At 57.0% G+C, this 17,272-nt stretch carries 16 protein-coding genes; 10 read left to right on the top strand and 6 right to left on the bottom strand.

Annotated features, from left to right (window positions below; all coding sequences use genetic code 11):
* The first annotated feature begins 2 nt into the window (after positions 1–2).
* Positions 3–1,373 carry an adenylosuccinate lyase gene (gene purB, locus AC559G_RS05025; RefSeq protein ID WP_438599528.1) on the top strand — a complete coding sequence of 457 codons (1,371 nt, stop codon included), beginning with the start codon at positions 3–5 and terminating at the stop codon, positions 1,371–1,373.
* Positions 1,374–1,448: 75 nt separating this feature from the next.
* On the opposite strand, the gene AC559G_RS05030 is transcribed toward purB, so the two are convergent.
* Positions 1,449–2,156, bottom strand: a complete 708-nt coding sequence (locus tag AC559G_RS05030) for a GNAT family N-acetyltransferase (RefSeq protein WP_498911731.1) — start codon at positions 2,154–2,156, stop codon at positions 1,449–1,451.
* Positions 2,157–2,398: 242 nt separating this feature from the next.
* On the opposite strand from AC559G_RS05030, the gene AC559G_RS05035 reads away from it, so the two are divergent.
* Positions 2,399–3,163 carry a GntR family transcriptional regulator gene (locus tag AC559G_RS05035; RefSeq protein WP_498911732.1) on the top strand — a complete coding sequence of 255 codons (765 nt, stop codon included), beginning with the start codon at positions 2,399–2,401 and terminating at the stop codon, positions 3,161–3,163.
* Here AC559G_RS05035 and AC559G_RS05040 read toward each other — a convergent pair.
* Genes AC559G_RS05040 through AC559G_RS05050 form a run of 3 tightly spaced genes read right to left on the bottom strand, consistent with a single transcriptional unit; the run spans position 3,150 to position 6,434 of the window.
* The gene (locus AC559G_RS05040; RefSeq protein WP_498911733.1) at positions 3,150–4,121 is read right to left on the bottom strand and encodes a carbohydrate kinase family protein; all 972 of its coding nucleotides are present in this window, start codon (positions 4,119–4,121) and stop codon (positions 3,150–3,152) included. The genes AC559G_RS05035 and AC559G_RS05040 overlap by 14 nt on opposite strands.
* Entirely contained in the window at positions 4,118–5,137 is a 1,020-nt protein-coding gene (locus tag AC559G_RS05045) for an ADP-ribosylglycohydrolase family protein (protein WP_498911734.1), read from the bottom strand. Before AC559G_RS05045 ends, AC559G_RS05040 begins: the two co-directional genes overlap by 4 nt.
* Positions 5,138–5,183: 46 nt before the next feature.
* Positions 5,184–6,434 (bottom strand): nucleoside permease, encoded by a 1,251-nt coding sequence (locus tag AC559G_RS05050; RefSeq protein ID WP_498911735.1) that lies wholly within the window; start codon positions 6,432–6,434, stop codon positions 5,184–5,186.
* 422 nt (positions 6,435–6,856) lie between these two features.
* Between AC559G_RS05050 and phoP the strand changes: the two genes are divergently transcribed.
* From phoP to AC559G_RS05065, 3 genes are all read left to right on the top strand, one after another.
* Entirely contained in the window at positions 6,857–7,528 is a 672-nt protein-coding gene (gene phoP / locus AC559G_RS05055; RefSeq protein ID WP_498911736.1) for a response regulator transcription factor PhoP, read from the top strand.
* Between the two features lie 5 nt (positions 7,529–7,533).
* Complete coding sequence (gene phoQ / locus AC559G_RS05060; protein WP_498911737.1) at positions 7,534–8,991, top strand: two-component system sensor histidine kinase PhoQ; 1,458 nt, start codon at positions 7,534–7,536, stop codon at positions 8,989–8,991.
* Between the two features lie 148 nt (positions 8,992–9,139).
* A complete protein-coding gene (locus AC559G_RS05065) occupies positions 9,140–10,261 on the top strand; it encodes a ribosomal protein uL16 3-hydroxylase (RefSeq protein WP_498911738.1) in 1,122 nt (373 codons plus the stop codon).
* A 54-nt stretch (positions 10,262–10,315) separates the two neighbouring features.
* On the opposite strand, the gene AC559G_RS05070 is transcribed toward AC559G_RS05065, so the two are convergent.
* On the bottom strand, positions 10,316–11,401 hold the full coding sequence (locus tag AC559G_RS05070) for a dehydrogenase (protein ID WP_498911739.1): 1,086 nt from the start codon (positions 11,399–11,401) through the stop codon (positions 10,316–10,318).
* A 250-nt stretch (positions 11,402–11,651) separates the two neighbouring features.
* On the bottom strand, positions 11,652–12,884 hold the full coding sequence (gene pepT / locus AC559G_RS05075) for a peptidase T (protein WP_438597506.1): 1,233 nt from the start codon (positions 12,882–12,884) through the stop codon (positions 11,652–11,654).
* A 171-nt stretch (positions 12,885–13,055) separates the two neighbouring features.
* Here pepT and AC559G_RS05080 point away from each other — a divergent pair, with 171 nt between their 5' ends.
* From AC559G_RS05080 to potD, 5 genes are all read left to right on the top strand, one after another.
* Positions 13,056–13,229, top strand: coding sequence for a hypothetical protein (locus AC559G_RS05080; RefSeq protein ID WP_279026579.1), 174 nt, complete (start codon positions 13,056–13,058; stop codon positions 13,227–13,229).
* An 8-nt stretch (positions 13,230–13,237) separates the two neighbouring features.
* Positions 13,238–14,353 carry a spermidine/putrescine ABC transporter ATP-binding protein PotA gene (gene potA, locus AC559G_RS05085; RefSeq protein WP_498911740.1) on the top strand — a complete coding sequence of 372 codons (1,116 nt, stop codon included), beginning with the start codon at positions 13,238–13,240 and terminating at the stop codon, positions 14,351–14,353.
* Positions 14,337–15,197 carry a spermidine/putrescine ABC transporter permease PotB gene (potB, locus tag AC559G_RS05090; RefSeq protein WP_095844622.1) on the top strand — a complete coding sequence of 287 codons (861 nt, stop codon included), beginning with the start codon at positions 14,337–14,339 and terminating at the stop codon, positions 15,195–15,197. Before potA ends, potB begins: the two co-directional genes overlap by 17 nt.
* Entirely contained in the window at positions 15,194–15,976 is a 783-nt protein-coding gene (gene potC / locus AC559G_RS05095) for a spermidine/putrescine ABC transporter permease PotC (RefSeq protein ID WP_279026574.1), read from the top strand. Before potB ends, potC begins: the two co-directional genes overlap by 4 nt.
* Before the next feature lie 226 nt (positions 15,977–16,202).
* The gene (potD, locus tag AC559G_RS05100; protein WP_498911741.1) at positions 16,203–17,249 is read left to right on the top strand and encodes a spermidine/putrescine ABC transporter substrate-binding protein; all 1,047 of its coding nucleotides are present in this window, start codon (positions 16,203–16,205) and stop codon (positions 17,247–17,249) included.
* The last annotated feature ends 23 nt before the right edge of the window (positions 17,250–17,272 follow it).

Consider the following 17,272-nt stretch of genomic DNA (forward strand, 5'->3'; position numbering starts at 1 on the left):
CGATGGAATTATCCTCACTGACCGCCGTTTCCCCCGTTGATGGACGCTACGGTGATAAAGTCAGCGCACTGCGTACCATTTTCAGCGAATTCGGTTTGCTGAAATTCCGCGTACAGGTTGAAGTACGCTGGCTGCAAAAACTGGCGGCCTGCGCAGAAATCAGGGAAGTTCCCCCATTTGATGCCGACGCAAACGCTTTCCTTGACAAGATCGTCGCGGAATTCAGCGAACAAGACGCTCAGCGCATTAAAACCATCGAACGCACCACCAACCACGACGTCAAAGCGGTTGAGTATTTCCTGAAGGAAAAAGTGGCGGCGGTGCCGGCCCTGCATGCGGTTTCTGAATTCATTCACTTTGCCTGCACCTCGGAAGACATTAACAACCTGTCGCATGCGCTGATGCTGCAAACCGCGCGTCAGGACGTGCTGCTGCCGCACTGGCGCAAGTTGATCGACGCCATCAAGGGCCTGGCGCAGCAATATCGTGATATCCCCCTGCTTTCGCGCACCCACGGCCAGCCAGCCACGCCGTCAACCGTCGGTAAAGAACTGGCTAACGTTGCCTATCGAATGGAACGCCAGTTCCGCCAACTGGAACGCGTTGAAATCCTCGGTAAGATCAACGGCGCCGTCGGCAACTATAACGCCCACATTGTCGCCTACCCGGAAGTAGACTGGCACCGTTTCAGCGAAGCGTTCGTCACTTCGCTCGGCATCACCTGGAACCCGTACACCACCCAAATTGAGCCGCATGACTACATTGCCGAACTGTTCGACTGCGTGGCACGCTTCAACACCATCCTGATCGACTTCGATCGCGATATCTGGGGTTACGTGGCGCTGAACCACTTCAAACAGAAAACCATCGCCGGTGAAATCGGTTCCTCCACCATGCCGCATAAAGTCAACCCGATCGATTTTGAAAACTCCGAAGGTAACCTGGGCTTGGCCAACGCGGTGATGGGCCACCTGGCCAGCAAACTGCCGGTTTCCCGCTGGCAGCGCGATCTGACCGACTCCACCGTGCTGCGCAACCTGGGCGTCGGCGTGGGCTATGCGCTGATCGCCTATCAGGCGACCATGAAAGGCATCAGCAAGCTGGAAGTGAACCAGGCGCACCTGCTGGACGAACTGGATCACAACTGGGAAGTGCTGGCGGAGCCGATTCAAACCGTGATGCGCCGCTACGGCATCGAGAAGCCTTACGAGAAGCTCAAAGAGCTCACCCGTGGCAAGCGCGTAGACGCCGCCGGCATGCAGGCGTTTATCGACGGCCTGGCACTGCCGGAAGAAGAAAAAACCCGCCTGAAGGCAATGACGCCGGCCAACTACATCGGCCGCGCCACCCGCATGGTCGACGAATTGAAATAAGCGTTGGGCAGGCGCCCCTCGCCTACCAGGCCGGCCGGTGTTGCAACCGGCCGGCTTTTTTATTGGCCGCAATACTTACGCTACATGCATAAACGCCTGTAGCCGCTGCCGTTGCTGCCCATCTGCGGTAAAGTTTTCAGCAGCCAGCCAGTGGGTGAACGCCGTTCTAATGGCCGGCCAGCGATCGGCGGTTATCGCAAACCAATCGGTATCGCGGTTGCGCCCCTTAACGACCACCGCCTGGCGGAACCGCCCTTCAAACAGGAAGCCAAAGCGCAACGCCGCCTGGCGTGAAGGCGCGTTCAGGCTATCGCATTTCCATTCGCAACGCCGGTAACCCAATTCATCAAAGGCGTAACGCAGCATCATAAAGATGGCTTCGGTGGCGCTGGTTTGCCGCTTCATCAGGGGTGACCAGCACACGTGGCCGATCTCCAGCACGCCGTTGCCCTGATCAATCCGCATAAAGGCCACCGATCCCACCGGCCGCTGTGCCTGCGTATCCACCACCACCAGGTTAACCAAGCCAGGATTGTTGAGCATGTTTTGCAAGTGCTGCAACAGCACCGGGGCATTTTCCGGCCTTTCCGTCGGCAAATAGGTCCAGTCCCGCCCGTCGGGTATTTGCGCATACGCCTGGTACAGCGCCTCATAGTCGCGTTCCGGCTCCAGCGGCTCCAGCCGGCAAGACTGCCCCGCCAAGGTTTTCCCCACCGGCCGCTGCGCCCCCTGCCAGCCCACCATCGGTTCGCCCACGGGCTGCCCGTATTGATTAATCGCCATACATCCTCCGTTAAGGCAGCCAAACGCCGCTTATCGTTAGAGAATACGCTACGACAGCGGGAGAGAAAACCAGCCAATCCGCCGAGCCGGGAAGCCTCATTTGATTGCACCCACATTAGGGTATAACTATCCAACAAGCATTTAGCATCCACCAACGGCGGTGACGCAACACAGTTGCACGCCCAGACGGCTCACCTTAAAGTAAGGACTATCGCTTTGAGACAACAGGATTTCGGGCAGCCATGAGCATCGATACCAACCAGCAACTGTTGGACAAACTGCAGCAGGATCTGGCCAACGCCGGTGCCACGCCGCTATACCTGCGTTTTAACGAGTCCGTGCGCCAAGCCATTGCGAAGGGCGTGCTAAGCGCGGGGGATTTTCTGCCGAGCGAACGCCACTTCACCGAACGGCTTGGTATTTCGCGTATCACGGTGCGCAAAGCGCTGGCCTGCCTGGAACAGGATGGCATCATTGGCCGCACCCGCGGCTATGGCACCGTTATCCAGCCCCGCCCGCCAGAGCCGAAGCTGGCCTATTCGCTGGCCGATGCCAAAGGCTTCTCACGGGAAGTGATGCTGCAAGGGCGCAAACCCGATACGGTGTGGATCAGCCGTGAACAGATCCCTGCCGATGGGCAATTGGCCGAAAAACTCGCGTTGGCGGAAAACGCTCTGGTGTACAAGCTCAAGCGTATTCACTTCATTGATCAGCGCCCAATGTCAGTCGCTATTTCCTATGTGGTGGCGGAAGCTATCGGCAACGTTGAAGAGATCGGCGTTTCGCTGTATGACTATTTCCGCTTGCACAATATGGAGCTAGGCAGCCTACGCAGCCAGGTCAGCGCCGCGATGGCCGATGAGGAAACCCAGCAGGCGCTACAGTTGCAAGAGCCGATACCGCTGTTGATCATCAAGCAGACACTGTTCGATCGCCAGAAAAAACCGATTGAATACAGCGAAAGCTACTGCCGCAGCGACATGTACGAATTTATCAGCGAAGACTGATCCCTTCACTGGTCAACATTTGTGCCAGCGTGGGCGCGTTGCTGCCGCCCGGCCGCGCCACGACATAGCCGGCGACGCTGTTGGCAAGCAGTATCGCCTGGCGCGTGGTTAACCCTAGTGCCAGCCCGGCCAATATACCTGCGCAGTGGCTGTCGCCGGCGCCAATGCTGTCCGCCACCTTCACCTTGCAGGCCGCAACCCAACCATAATCATCATCTTGTGCGTAATAATAACAGCCTTCGCTACCACAGCGTATGATGACCGGTTGCCGTGTGATCTGCCACTGTTGGCGGCTGAATGTAGCAAGATCATGCTGCAGCCCCAGATGCTGCGCTTCGCGCTGGTTTAGCGTCAGAATGACGCCGGGGCGGATCAACCGCTGCAGCAACGCGGGCTCCATCACATCAATGCGCGGGCCAAGATCCAGTACGATCCGCACCTGCGGCGGCAGGCGCAGCATCCAATCCACCAGCACCGCGCCCTGTTTCCCGCTAAGCTGATAGCCGGAAAGGTACAGTAACCCTTCAACCGTGGCCGGAAGCCACGCCGGGCGCCACTGGTTCTCAATGCCATCAATGGAAATAAAGGTGCGTTCACCGTCAGGCTCTACCAGTGCCATGCACCAACCGTTATCCTGCTCGCCAACCTCCAGAGCGGAATCTACGCCGCGCTGCGCCATTTCCACTCTCAGCCGCTCAGCCCAAGGGCCTTGCCCCAGCGGGAGTAAATTACGGCTGGCGATCCCGAGTTGCTTAAGCGCAACGGCGATATTGAGCGCACAGCCGCCAAGATGGTAACCCTGTAGTTGAACGGCTAAATCTCCGCCGCGCACCGGCAACGCATTGGCCTTCACCACCATATCCATCACGGCTGCCCCCACAACCGTTACCGGGTTCTGCTGGCGCCACGCCCCTTGCCCCAGGCGGTATAGCAGATCACGCCGTTCGTCATCGCTCATTCTCCCTCCTGCCAATCCTGGCGGAAACGCAGAAACGCCTGCGCATAGGCATTGATATCAACCGGGTTAACGCGCTTAAGCTCCGCCAACAGTTGCTGGTCAAACGCTTCAACGCCATTCAATGCGCCGCAGATGGCGGTGGCCATTGCGCCGATGGTATCGGTATCACCGCCCAGATTGGCGCAAAGGATCGCACATTGGTTCGGATTGGTCTGTGCCAGTTCCACCATGGCCAATGCCGCAGGAACGGACTCGATGGTGCTGACGCCGGCGCCCACCAGTTGGTAAATCCGCTCAGATGCCTGCTCGGTGCCTGCTGCTTGCTCGACCACCTGAAACGCCAGTTCGATACGCGCGGCAAGGGATGGGCTGAAAGTCGTCACCCGACGGCGCTGGGCATAGTCCGCCACGCCCGGCAATGCCAGGCGGATCTGCGTCCAGTTTGCGCCTTCGATCGCCCGAGATATCGCCCAGGCAACGGCGACGGCCCCAGCCACGGCAATATCGGATTTATGCGTGGGGCTGGAAGCCAGCCAGACCTGCTGGTAAAAGCGCTCCAGCGGCGCAGCGGGCAACACGCACCCCAACGGTGAAATGCGCATGGCCGCGCCGTTGGTCACACCGTTGTTTTCCAGCGCGTCTATCGGTGTGCCTTGCTTTTGTTCCCGCAGCGCCTGTTTCGAGCTCGGGCCAAGAATGTTCTTGTTGAACGCGTCAAAGCCGTCTACCCAGCGAAGGACGTTGTGTGCAATCCGTTCCGGTACCACTTTGCCTTCGGTTTCCACCAATGCATCGGCCAACGCCAATGCCATCGCAGTGTCATCGGTATAATGCGCCGCAGTGAAATAGCAGGCCGCGTTATTTTCAGCCGGCCCATCAAGAAACCGATCGATCCAGCCAAAATGGCGCTTAACCCTCTCACGCGGCCACAGCTCCGAGGGCATGCCGAACGCATCGCCCAGCATTTGCCCATAAAGTGCGCCCACCACGCGTTGACGCTGGGTTAATTGCTTCATGTATTGCTCCTGAAAATAATTTATTACCGGGCACCCGGTCTGGCGGTTAATTCTGCGACATCACTATCGGTGTGATGGTATGGCTGCGTTCGCGGAAAAACAGCAGAAAGAGCAGCATCACCGCCACAACCATGGCGGCGCCCACGCCCCACACCGCAAACCAGTCAAAGGTCATACCGTCACGCGGCTGCGCCAAGGAAAAGGTTGTCATTGCTCGCCCACCGAGCCAATTGCCGATAAAGCTGCCCAATCCCTGGCAGATCAGCGTGATCAACCCTTGCGCAGCGGTGCGCATATGCGCCGGCGCTTTTTTATCGACGTAGATATAGCCGGTCACAAAATAGAAATCGTAGCTGACCCCATGCAACAAAATGCCGAGGAATAGCATGCTATAACCCCAAACATCGGCAGTGCCGCCGTAGATAAAGAAAATGTAGCGGATAGCGGCGGTAATAAACCCCAGCATCAACACCTTTTTGATGCCATAGCGCTTAAGCAATAACGGCAACGCCAGCATGGCGAAAATTTCCGAGACCTGGCCAAGCGTCATCCAGCCCGTGGCATCCGGCAGGCCAACCTGCGTCAGGTAGCCGTTGGCAAACTGGTAATAGAAAGCCAGCGGCATACAGAACAGAAAAGAGCACAACGCAAAGGCGGCAAACGAGCGATCCTTCAACAGCCCAATGGCGTTCAGGCCCAACAGTGCTTTGATATCCACGGCCCCACTGCCTTTTGCCGGCGTGTCCGGCAGGATAAAGCTGTATAGGCCAAGGCAAATGGCAGCGACGCCGGTAATGATCAACGGCAGGTTAGTATCGGAGATATTCCCCATGCCAAGCAGCGGCGGCAACATAAAGCCAATCACTAGGCCAGAAGCAATCCAGCCCAGCGTCCCCAGCACGCGAACGCGTGGAAACTCTTTTTCCGTATCCTCAATATTGGCGAACGCGATGCTGTTGGTCAGCGCCACTGTAGGCATATAGGTAATGGCATAAACCACAAGCAAGGGGAAAAACACCGCAAACTCACTCTGCCAGGCAATGATAAACATCAGTACCCCGCCGGCCAGGTGTAACCAACCCAGTATCTTTTGCGCGGCAAAATAGCGATCGGCGATAACCCCTACCAACACCGGTGACAAGATAGCCGCAATCGCCGTACTGCTGTAGGCCCAGGCGATTTCACCCGGGGTAAAGCCCAGTTTATTCAGGTATTGCCATAAAGGGACAAACCACGCCCCCCAGATAAACCACTCAATAAACATCATGACAGACAGCTTCAGATGAGGACGTTTCATTGTTATATCCTTGCTGACTTGAAAACCCACCCGGCCCTGGCAGCCAGGCGAGCGGAGGAAGACCCTGGTGCTGGCATCAATATGACACCTATAAAATACCTTAGTAATACCTTTATGGTTTTACCACGATCATGGTCACATTTTATTCATCAGATCGCACTTCTAACGCTGTTTTAAACAGAGCACGGCATTGTTGAACCGTGGTTTATCTACCGTTGCTAATATTGGCTAAGTATTCGATAACACTAGCGCTGTTTTTCGCCGCCAATTCGTGGCGGCTTGCCTCTGGGGAAGGTTATACCTACCATAACGGCAAACTTATATGATAATTGGCGACGGTTTATTATTCCCCTGGCGCCAAACGCGTTACCTTTAAAGGCGAGAGACAGGTGTTCCGCCCGCATATTTCACAGGAGAGCCCCATGCGAGTATTGGTAGTTGAAGATAATGGTTTGCTACGGCATCACCTTTCAGTACAAATGCGTGATATGGGGCACCAGGTGGATGCCGCCGAAGACGCCAAGGAAGCGGATTATTTCTTGCAAGAGCACGCGCCGGATATCGCCATTATCGATTTGGGGCTGCCGGGTGAAGACGGTCTGAGCTTGATTCGCCGCTGGCGCGCCCACCAGATGAAGCTGCCGATTCTGGTGCTCACCGCACGCGAAAGCTGGCAGGACAAGGTGGCCGTGCTGGAAGCCGGGGCCGACGACTATGTCACCAAACCCTTCCACCTGGAAGAGGTGATCGCGCGCATGCAGGCGCTGATGCGCCGCAATAGCGGCCTGGCTTCGCAAGTCATCGTGATGCCGCCGTTCCAGATCGATCTCTCTCGCCGTGAACTGAGCGTTAACGAAGAACAAATCAAACTGACGGCGTTCGAATACACCATTATTGAAACGCTGATCCGCAACGCCGGCAAGGTGGTCAGCAAAGATTCGCTCATGCTGCAGCTCTACCCGGATGCGGAATTGCGCGAAAGCCATACCATTGATGTTCTCATGGGGCGCCTGCGCAAAAAATTGCAGGCCGTTCATCCACAGGAAGTGATTACCACGGTGCGTGGTCAGGGCTACCGATTCGACACTAAGTGAGTCTCATGTTCTATAGGGATAAAAAACCATTTTCACTGCGCGCCCGCTTTCTAATGGCCACGGCGGGCGTCATTTTGGCGCTCTCCTTGTCTTACGGCATGGTCGCCGTGGTGGGCTATATCGTCAGCTTCGATAAAAGCGCCTTCCGTTTGCTGCGCAGTGAAAGCAACCTGTATTTCAGCCTGGCGCAATGGAACAACGGCCAACTGACCATCGCCATTCCGCCGGGGCTCGATCTCAACGTGCCGACGCTGGTGTTTATCTATGATGAACAAGGCCGGCTGTTGTGGAGCCAGCGCAAAATGCCGGAGCTGGAGCCGCTGATTCAAAAAGAGTGGTTGAAGGAATCCGGCTTTTACGAGATCGACACCAACGTGCGCATCAGTAGCGAAGTGCTGGGGGACAACGCCAAAGCGCAGGCGCAGTTGAAAGGCTACGACGATACCGATCAGGACGCGCTTACCCACTCGGTGGCGGTGAACAAATACGCCGCCACCGCCAACCTGCCGGCGCTGACCGTTGTGGTGGTTGATTCCATCCCGCAGGAGCTGCAACGCTCCGATGTGGTGTGGGATTGGTTTAGCTATGTGCTGCTGGCCAATCTGCTGCTGGTGGTGCCGCTGCTCTGGCTGGCGGCCCACTGGAGCCTGCGGCCAATCAAAATGCTGATCAAACAGGTCGGAGAATTGGAGGAAGGCGCGCGCGAGCACCTGGACGAAAACCCACCCAGCGAGCTGCGCGGGCTGGTACGCAACCTGAACATTCTGGTGAACAACGAGCGCCAGCGTTATACCAAGTACCGCACGACGTTATCCGATTTGAGCCACAGCCTGAAAACGCCGTTGGCGGTGCTGCAAACCACCCTGCGCTCACTGCGCGCCGGCAAAGAAACCACCATCGAATCCGCCGAGCCGATCATGCTCGAGCAGATCAGCCGTATTTCGCAGCAGATCGGTTATTACCTGCACCGCGCCAGCATCAACTCCGGGCAAACGGTGCTGACGCGCGAGATCCACTCCGTGCCGGCGCTGCTTGATAGCCTAGTGGTGGCGCTAAACAAAGTTTATCAGCGCAAAGGCGTGGTGCTGACGTTGGATATCTCGCCGGAAGTGACGTTCGTCGGCGAGAAAAACGACTTTATGGAAGTGATGGGCAATATTCTGGAGAACGCCTGCAAATATTGCCTGGAGTTTGTCGAGATCACCTCGCTGCACTCGGAGAAAGATCTGACCATCGTCATTGACGATGACGGCCCCGGGATCCCGGAGAGCAAACGTGAGCTTATTTTTCAACGCGGGCGCCGCGTCGATACCATGCGCCCCGGCCAGGGGCTGGGGCTATCGGTCGCGGCAGAAATCATTGAACAGTACGACGGCCAAATCACCATCAGCGACAGCCCGTTAGGCGGCGCGCGCATGCAGGTCACCTTCTCCCGCCAGCATGAGCCGCACCACCATGAGTAAATGTGTCGCCCTGGCCTGAATGCAGCGGCCAGCGGCGCCATAGGGCGATGGCCCAGGGATCGCCGAGTAACAAGGCTAACGCACATACAACGTGGCGTTTGATCGGTATAATCGCCATCAGGCTCACTCCTCTATCCTGGAATAGAACATGGACTATCAACTCGAACTGGACTGGAACGACTTTCTGCAACGCTACTGGCAAAAGCGCCCGGTGATTATCAAACAAGGCTTCAAGAATTTTATCGATCCCATCACCCCGGATGAGCTGGCCGGGCTGGCGATGGAAAACGAAGTGGATAGCCGCTTGGTCAGCCACCAGGATAGCCGCTGGCAGGTCGCGCATGGCCCCTTCGAAAGCTACGATCATCTTGGGGAGAACGATTGGTCACTTCTGGTACAGGCCGTCGATCACTGGCATGAGCCTTCCAGCGCGCTGATGCGCCCGTTCCGCACGTTGCCGGACTGGCGGATTGACGATCTGATGATCTCCTACTCCGTACCGGGCGGCGGCGTCGGCCCGCATCTCGATCAGTACGACGTTTTTATCATTCAGGGCGCCGGGCGCCGCCGCTGGCGCGTTGGCGAAAAAACGCCGCTGAAACAGCACTGCCCACACCCGGATCTGCTGCAGGTGGAGCCCTTCGACGCCATCATTGATGAAGAGATGGTGCCGGGCGATATTCTGTATATTCCACCGGGCTTCCCGCATGAAGGCTATGCCCTGGAAAGTGCGCTCAATTATTCCGTCGGCTTCCGGGCGCCGAATGGCCGTGAACTGGTGAGCGGTTTTGCCGACTACGTGCTGGCGCACGAACTGGGCAGCCGGCGCTATGGCGATCCGGACATTGCCCTGCGCGATAGCCCAGCCAGCGTGTTGCCGCAAGAAGTGGACGCCCTGCGCAAGATGATGCTGGAACTGGTTGAACAACCGGAACAATTCCAGCGCTGGTTTGGCGAGTTTATTTCGCAATCACGCCATGAACTGGATGTAGCGCCGCCAGAGCCGCCTTACCAGGCCGGGGAAATTTACGATCTGCTGCAACAGGGGGAATCGCTGCAACGGCTGGGGGGCTTGCGCGTGCTGCGCGTCGGCGACCGCTGCTTCGTTAACGGCGAGTTGATAGACACCCCGCACCTGCAGGCAGCGGATGCCCTGTGCCAGCACTACAGTGTGGATGCCGCCATGCTGGGGGCGGCGCTGGACGATCCGTCGTTCCTCGCCCTGCTTAGCGCGCTGGTCAACAGCGGCTACTGGTTCTTTAACGATTAATCCTCCCTCCCCCGGCGCTGTCTACGGCCGGGGGCAAGGCACCCACTGCGGGCATTAAGCGTGCGCCAACGCCTGATAGCGCACTATCTCTGCCTCCGGCACGCCAGCCTTATGCGCTGCTTCGCAGATTTGCTGCCAGGTATTGGCATCCACCGGGATGCCCTTCTCACGCCGCTCCGCGCGGTTGGACTCTTCCCACTCGCCCGGCACCTGTATCGGCGCCTCACCGCTTTGCGGCGATTCTTTCACCCAGGCAAGAAACGCTTCCGCCTCTTGCTGCATCTGTGGCGCGGCAAAGGCTTGCGGATTGAGGATCAGGGTGGTCATGCAGTTAAAGATGGCATCGTTGCTGGTCTGCAGCGTTTCATCGTGGGTAGTCTGGCCGCCGGACAACGCCCCGCCGAGAATTTCACACAGCGTCGCCAGCGCATAACCCTTGTGGAAACCAAACGGCAGCAACGAACCATAGGGCTGCTCGTGCATCACTTTCGGCTCGACGGTCGGTTGCCCCTCGGCATCAATCAGGTAGCCGGGCGCCACGCGCTGGCCCTTGTTGTATGCCACGCGGGTTTTGCCAAAGGCGATACCGCTGGTGGCAAAGTCCAGCAACAGCGGTTTTTTGCCTGGCCGGGGGAAAATCACACAAAATGGGTTAGTGCCGAAACGCCGATCGCTGCCGCCAAACGGCGCCACCATCGGATCGCCCACCACATTGACAAAATGGATGGAGATAAAACCGGCGCGGCCGCACTGTTCAGCCCAGTGGCCGATACGGCCGATATGATGGGAATTGTTCAACGCCACCGCCGCCAAGCCCAATTGCCGCGCGCGCTCGATGCCTTTTTCCATCGCCTGGTAGGCCGCAACCTGACCAAAAGCCTTACCGCCATCGATGGTCAACACAGCCCCGGCGTCACGCACCACGTTGATCTGGCCGTTGAGCTGCAAATACCCCTGCGCCAGCGACGACATATAGGTAGGGATCATCCCGACGCCGTGGGAATCATGCCCGGCAAGGTTGGCCTGAATCAGATGCTCGGCCACCAGCTCCGCTTCACGGGGCGTGCTGCCCGCGTGCCGCCAGAGCGTTTGCACAAATGCATTAAGATGTTCGCTGTCGATACGATACTCGGTACTCATACTGCCAGTTCCTTGTGCGTAAAAAAGGTATTGACACACTAGGCTGTGTCCCGCAATAGGTCGTGGTGCCGTCGTTGCGTCCAAAGCCCGTCATCAAGGCTTCGGGCGCAGAGCATAGTGGGCCTATGTTCAAGCCCGATAACGCAGAGGACGGGCTTTGGGGACACAGCCTAAACATAAATACCGGCTGCTGCAAGCAGCTGCGCGGCCATCGCCGGCGTTATTGACCAATGCGATAAAAAGCCCGCGCTTAGTTTTTTGCCCGTTCCGCCGTCAGTGAAGCAATACGCATAATCACCGCTACCGCCTGCTCCATCCCTTCCAGCGTAACGAACTCATGTTTGCTGTGATAATTGTAGCCGCCGGTAAACAGGTTCGGGCACGGCAGGCCGCGGAACGAAAGCTGCGCGCCATCCGTCCCGCCGCGAATCGGGTTCATGATAGGCTCAATGCCGCAATCGCGCATCGCCTGCTGCGCCAGCGCGATCACATGCGGGTGTTCGGCCACCTGCTCGCGCATATTGTAGTAACTGTCTTCAATGGTCACTTCAATATAGCAATCGCGCGGCAACCCCTTGCCGACCTGTTGCGCCGCGTCAATCATCCTGCGTTTGCGCGCCTCAAAACCATCACGCTCGAAGTCACGCAGGATATAGTGCATTTCGGCACGCTCGACGTTGCCCTTGATGCCGTGCAGGTGGTAGAAGCCCTGATAGCCCTCGGTATTTTCCGGCGTTTCATCGGCAGGCAACGCCTGATGGATACGGGTGGCCAACGCCAGCGCGTTCACCATCACCCCTTTGGCGCTGCCGGGATGCACGTTGTTGCCGACGATTTTCACCGTTACTGAAGCCGCATTAAAGTTTTCGCACTCCAGTTCACCCACCCCGCCGCCGTCCACGGTGTAGGCCCAGGCGGCGCCGAACGCCGCAACGTCAAAAAAGCGCGCACCCTTGCCCACTTCTTCATCCGGCGTGAAGGCCACGCGGATATCCCCGTGCGGAATTTTTCGCTGTTTTAACCGCACCATCGCCGTGAGGATTTCGGCAATCCCGGCTTTATCGTCTGCCCCGAGCAGCGTTTTCCCGTCGGTGGTGATCAGCGTTTGGCCCAGCAATTGGTGCAGGACCGGGAACATGACCGGCGACAGCACCTCATCGCCAATGCCCAATGCAATATCGCCGCCGCGGTAGTTTTCCACCACCTGCGCATTGACGTTTTTCCCGGTAAAGTCCGGCGACGTATCCAGGTGGGAAATAAAACCAATGGCGGGAACCGGCCAGGCGACATTGCCCGGCAACGTCCCCATGACGCAGCCATGCTCACTCAACGATACCTGTTCAAACCCCAACTCAATCATTTCCTGCTGCAACGCGCGCGCCAGCTTCATCTGCCCATCGGTGCTGGGCACATGTTTGACATTCGCTTTCGATTGCGTATCGAATGAGATGTAGTTAAAAAAGCGATCTAGTAGTTTTTCCATGGTTCCGCCCTCAATATGCCGCGTTTCATTATGCGGAACCGATCCTGATCAAATATTGAGACAGGTCATTATTAACCAGAATTAATTGAAATCATTAATCATCTTGATGGGTTATTACCCGGCAATCACATAAAACGGACATATTTCATATATAAAATAATGAAAAACCGGATGAACGGCTGGGATCAGCTTTCAATTAATGCGCTCAACGTCTATCATGCGCGCTCTAAAATTTCGATCGGCGCCACTGGTTTTGAGCAGCAAGGGTTGGTACGCTCACCCTACAAGCTCACGCAGTCTTTTCCAGTAGCGGTTCTATCTGCATTAGCCTACGGGATAGAGTGACACCCTAAATGACTGAGAAACCCTCTCTGACTTCTCTCGTTGAACTGCATGCTATAAGCAAAGGGTTCGACGGCAAGGAGATCATCTCCGATCTCAACCTCACCATTAATGACGGCGAATTCCTGACCATTCTCGGGCCTTCCGGCTGCGGTAAAACCACCGTTTTGCGCCTGATAGCCGGGCTGGATGACCTCGATCACGGGAAAATTATGCTGGAAGGCCAAGATATTACCGATATCCCCGCTGAGCAGCGCCACGTGAATACCGTATTCCAGAGCTATGCCCTGTTCCCGCACATGAGCGTATTCGACAACGTGGCCTTTGGCCTGCGGATGCAGAAAACCCCGGCCGCGGAGATCGCCCCGCGGGTGGAGGAAGCGCTGCACATGGTGCAACTGGCCGAATTTGCCCAGCGCCGCCCAAGCCACCTGTCCGGCGGCCAGCAGCAGCGCGTTGCCATCGCCCGTGCGGTAGTGAACAAGCCCAAAGTGCTGCTACTGGACGAATCGCTCTCCGCGCTGGATTACAAGCTGCGCAAACAGATGCAAAACGAACTAAAGGCGCTGCAGCGCAAGCTGGGCATTACCTTCGTGTTCGTCACGCACGATCAGGAAGAAGCGCTGACCATGTCGGATCGCATCGTGGTGATGCGCGACGGCCGCATTGAGCAAGACGGCAGCCCGCGTGAAATCTACGAAGAACCGAAAAACCTGTTCGTCGCCAGCTTTATTGGCGAAATCAACATCTTTGACGCCACGGTACTGCAACGCATCGACGAACAACGGGTGCGCGCCAACGTAGAAGGCCGCGAGTGCGACATCTATGTCAACCTGCCGGTAGTACCAGGCCAACAATTGAAGGTGCTGCTGCGCCCGGAAGATCTGCGCGTGGAAGAGATCAACGACAGCGAGCATGTCGACGGCCTGATCGGTTACGTGCGCGAGCGCAACTACAAAGGCATGACGCTGGAATCGGTGGTCGAACTGGAAAACGGCAAGATGGTGATGGTCAGCGAGTTCTTCAACGAAGACGATCCGGACGTTGACCATTCGCTGGATCAGAAGATGGCGGTCACCTGGGTTGAAAGCTGGGAGGTGGTGCTGGCCGATGAAGAAATCGCGTAAGCTGTTACAGAATGTGGTGATCACCGGCGTAGTGGCCTGGCTGCTGCTGTTCGTGTTCCTGCCGAACCTGATGATTATCGGCACCAGCTTTCTGACCCGCGACGACGCTAATCTGGTACAGATGGTGTTCACGCTGGACAATTACACCCGGCTGTTTGATCCGCTGTATGCCGAGGTGATGCTGCATTCGCTGAACATGGCCGTCATCGCCACGCTGTGCTGCCTGATCATCGGCTACCCGTTCGCCTTTATCCTGGCGCGCCTGCCGGAGAAAGTACGGCCGCTGCTGCTGTTCCTGCTGATCGTGCCTTTCTGGACCAATTCACTGATCCGCATCTACGGCCTGAAACTGTTCCTGAGCACCCGCGGCTATTTAAACGACTTCCTGCTGGGGTTAGGCATCATTGATAAGCCGCTGCGGATTATGTACACCTCTGAGGCGGTGATCCTGGGGCTTATCTATATTTTGCTGCCGTTTATGGTTATGCCGCTTTATTCCAGCATCGAGAAGCTGGATAAATCCTGTCTGGAAGCCGCACGCGATCTGGGCGCCAACAAGCTGCAAACCTTTATCCGCATTATCGTGCCGCTGACCATGCCGGGCATTATCGCCGGTTGTCTGCTGGTGTTGCTGCCGGCTATGGGCCTGTTCTATGTGGCGGATCTGATGGGCGGCGCCAAAAACCTGCTGATCGGCAACATCATCAAGAGCCAGTTCCTTAACATCCGCGACTGGCCGTTTGGGGCCGCAACCAGCATCACGCTGACGCTGGTTATGGGGTTACTGCTGCTGGTGTATTATCGCGCGGCTAAACTGCTGAACAAGAAGGTGGAACTGGAATGATCGGGCGCCTGCTACGCGGTGGTTTTATGACCATCATTTATGCTTATTTGTATATCCCGATCGTGATCCTGATCGTCAACTCGTTCAACGCGTCACGCTTCGGCATTACTTGGCAAGGGTTTACCACTGGTTGGTACAGCACGCTGATGAACAACGACAGCCTGCTGCAGGCCGCCGGCCATTCGCTGACCATGGCGGTGCTTTCCGCCACCTTCGCCACGCTGATCGGCTCGCTGACCGCGGTGGCGCTTTACCGCTACCGCTTTCGCGGCAAACCGTTCGTCAGCGGCATGCTGTTTGTGGTGATGATGTCGCCGGATATCGTGATGGCGATTTCCCTGCTGGTGCTGTTCATGCTGCTGGGTATCTCGCTGGGCTTCTGGTCGCTGCTGTTCTCGCACATCACTTTTTGCCTGCCGTTTGTGGTGGTCACCGTGTATTCACGGTTGAAGGGCTTCGACGTGAAAATGCTGGAAGCCGCACGGGATCTGGGCGCGGGCGAGTTCACCATCCTGCGGAAAATCATTCTGCCGCTGGCGATGCCGGCGGTGGCGGCCGGTTGGTTATTGAGCTTCACCCTGTCGATGGACGACGTGGTTGTTTCGTCGTTCGTCACCGGGCCAAGCTACGAAATCCTGCCGTTGAAGATCTATTCTATGGTGAAGGTCGGCGTCTCGCCGGAGGTGAACGCACTGGCGACCATCCTGCTGATATTGTCGCTGGCACTGGTGTTGGCCAGCCAGTTAATCATGCGCGATCGCACCGCCCGGGCAGCCTGAACCGCAAAGGCGCAGCGATGATCGCTGCGCCTGTTTCTTTGCCGCGCCACCGTTTCCTTATCCCCCCGCACATCCTGTTGGTTTATCTGCTCAGCACCGGCTTCAACCGGCTTTACCCTCTACGGCGCGCCACCTATAATGGCCGCTCTCTGGGGTGTGGCGCACCGCTTCACAGCGCAATGCCGCACCGTAATACGCGCACCATAACTGCTGAAGGAAACGCTGGATGAAAAAGTGGTCACATCTGCTCGCAGCCGGGATGATGGCACTGAGCATTTGCTCTGCAAATGCCGCTGATGACGGCAAAACCCTCTATTTCTACAACTGGACGGAGTACGTACCGCCGGGCTTGCTTGACCAGTTCACCAAAGAAACGGGGATCAAGGTGATCTATTCCACCTATGAATCCAACGAAAGCATGTATGCCAAGCTGAAAACGTATAAAGACGGCGCGTATGATCTGGTGGTGCCATCCACCTATTTTATCGCCAAAATGCGCAACGAAGGCATGCTGCAAAAGATCGACAAGAGCAAACTGAGCCACTTCAAGGATTTGGATCCCAACCTGCTTAACAAGCCGTTCGATCCGAATAACGATTACTCCATCCCGTATATTTGGGGCGCCACCGCTATCGGTATCAACAGCGATGCCATCGATCCGAAAACCGTCACCGGTTGGGGCGATTTCTGGAAGCCGGAATATAAGCACAGCCTGCTGTTGACCGACGATGCGCGCGAAGTCTTCCAGATTGCGCTGCGCAAGCTCGGCTATTCCGGCAACACCACCAACCCGCAAGAGATTGAAGCCGCCTATAACGAGCTGCAAAAGCTGATGCCCAACGTCGTGGCGTTCAACTCCGATAACCCAGGCAACCCGTTTATGGAAGGGGAAGTCAACCTCGGCATGATTTGGAACGGCTCCGCGTACGTTGCGCGCCAGGCCGGCACGCCGCTGGCCGTGGTTTGGCCGAAGGAAGGCGGGATCTTCTGGATGGACAGCCTGGCCATCCCGGCCAATGCCAAAAACGTGGAAGGCGCGCTGAAGCTGATTGATTTCCTGCTGCGCCCGGAAATTGCCGTGCAGGTAGCCAAAACCATCGGTTACCCCACGCCGAACCTGACCGCACGCAAGCTGTTGCCGAAAGAGATTGCCGAGGATCCGTCGCTGTACCCGGATGAAGCAACCATCAAAAACGGCGAATGGCAGAACGACGTCGGCAGCGCCAGCACGCTGTATGAAACCTACTTCCAGAAGCTGAAAGCCGGGCGTTAAGCGCCCCGTCCCCCTTTCTGCGG

It is taken from the genome of Gibbsiella greigii (assembly GCF_039540155.1).
In the GTDB taxonomy this organism is placed as follows: domain Bacteria; phylum Pseudomonadota; class Gammaproteobacteria; order Enterobacterales; family Enterobacteriaceae; genus Gibbsiella; species Gibbsiella quercinecans.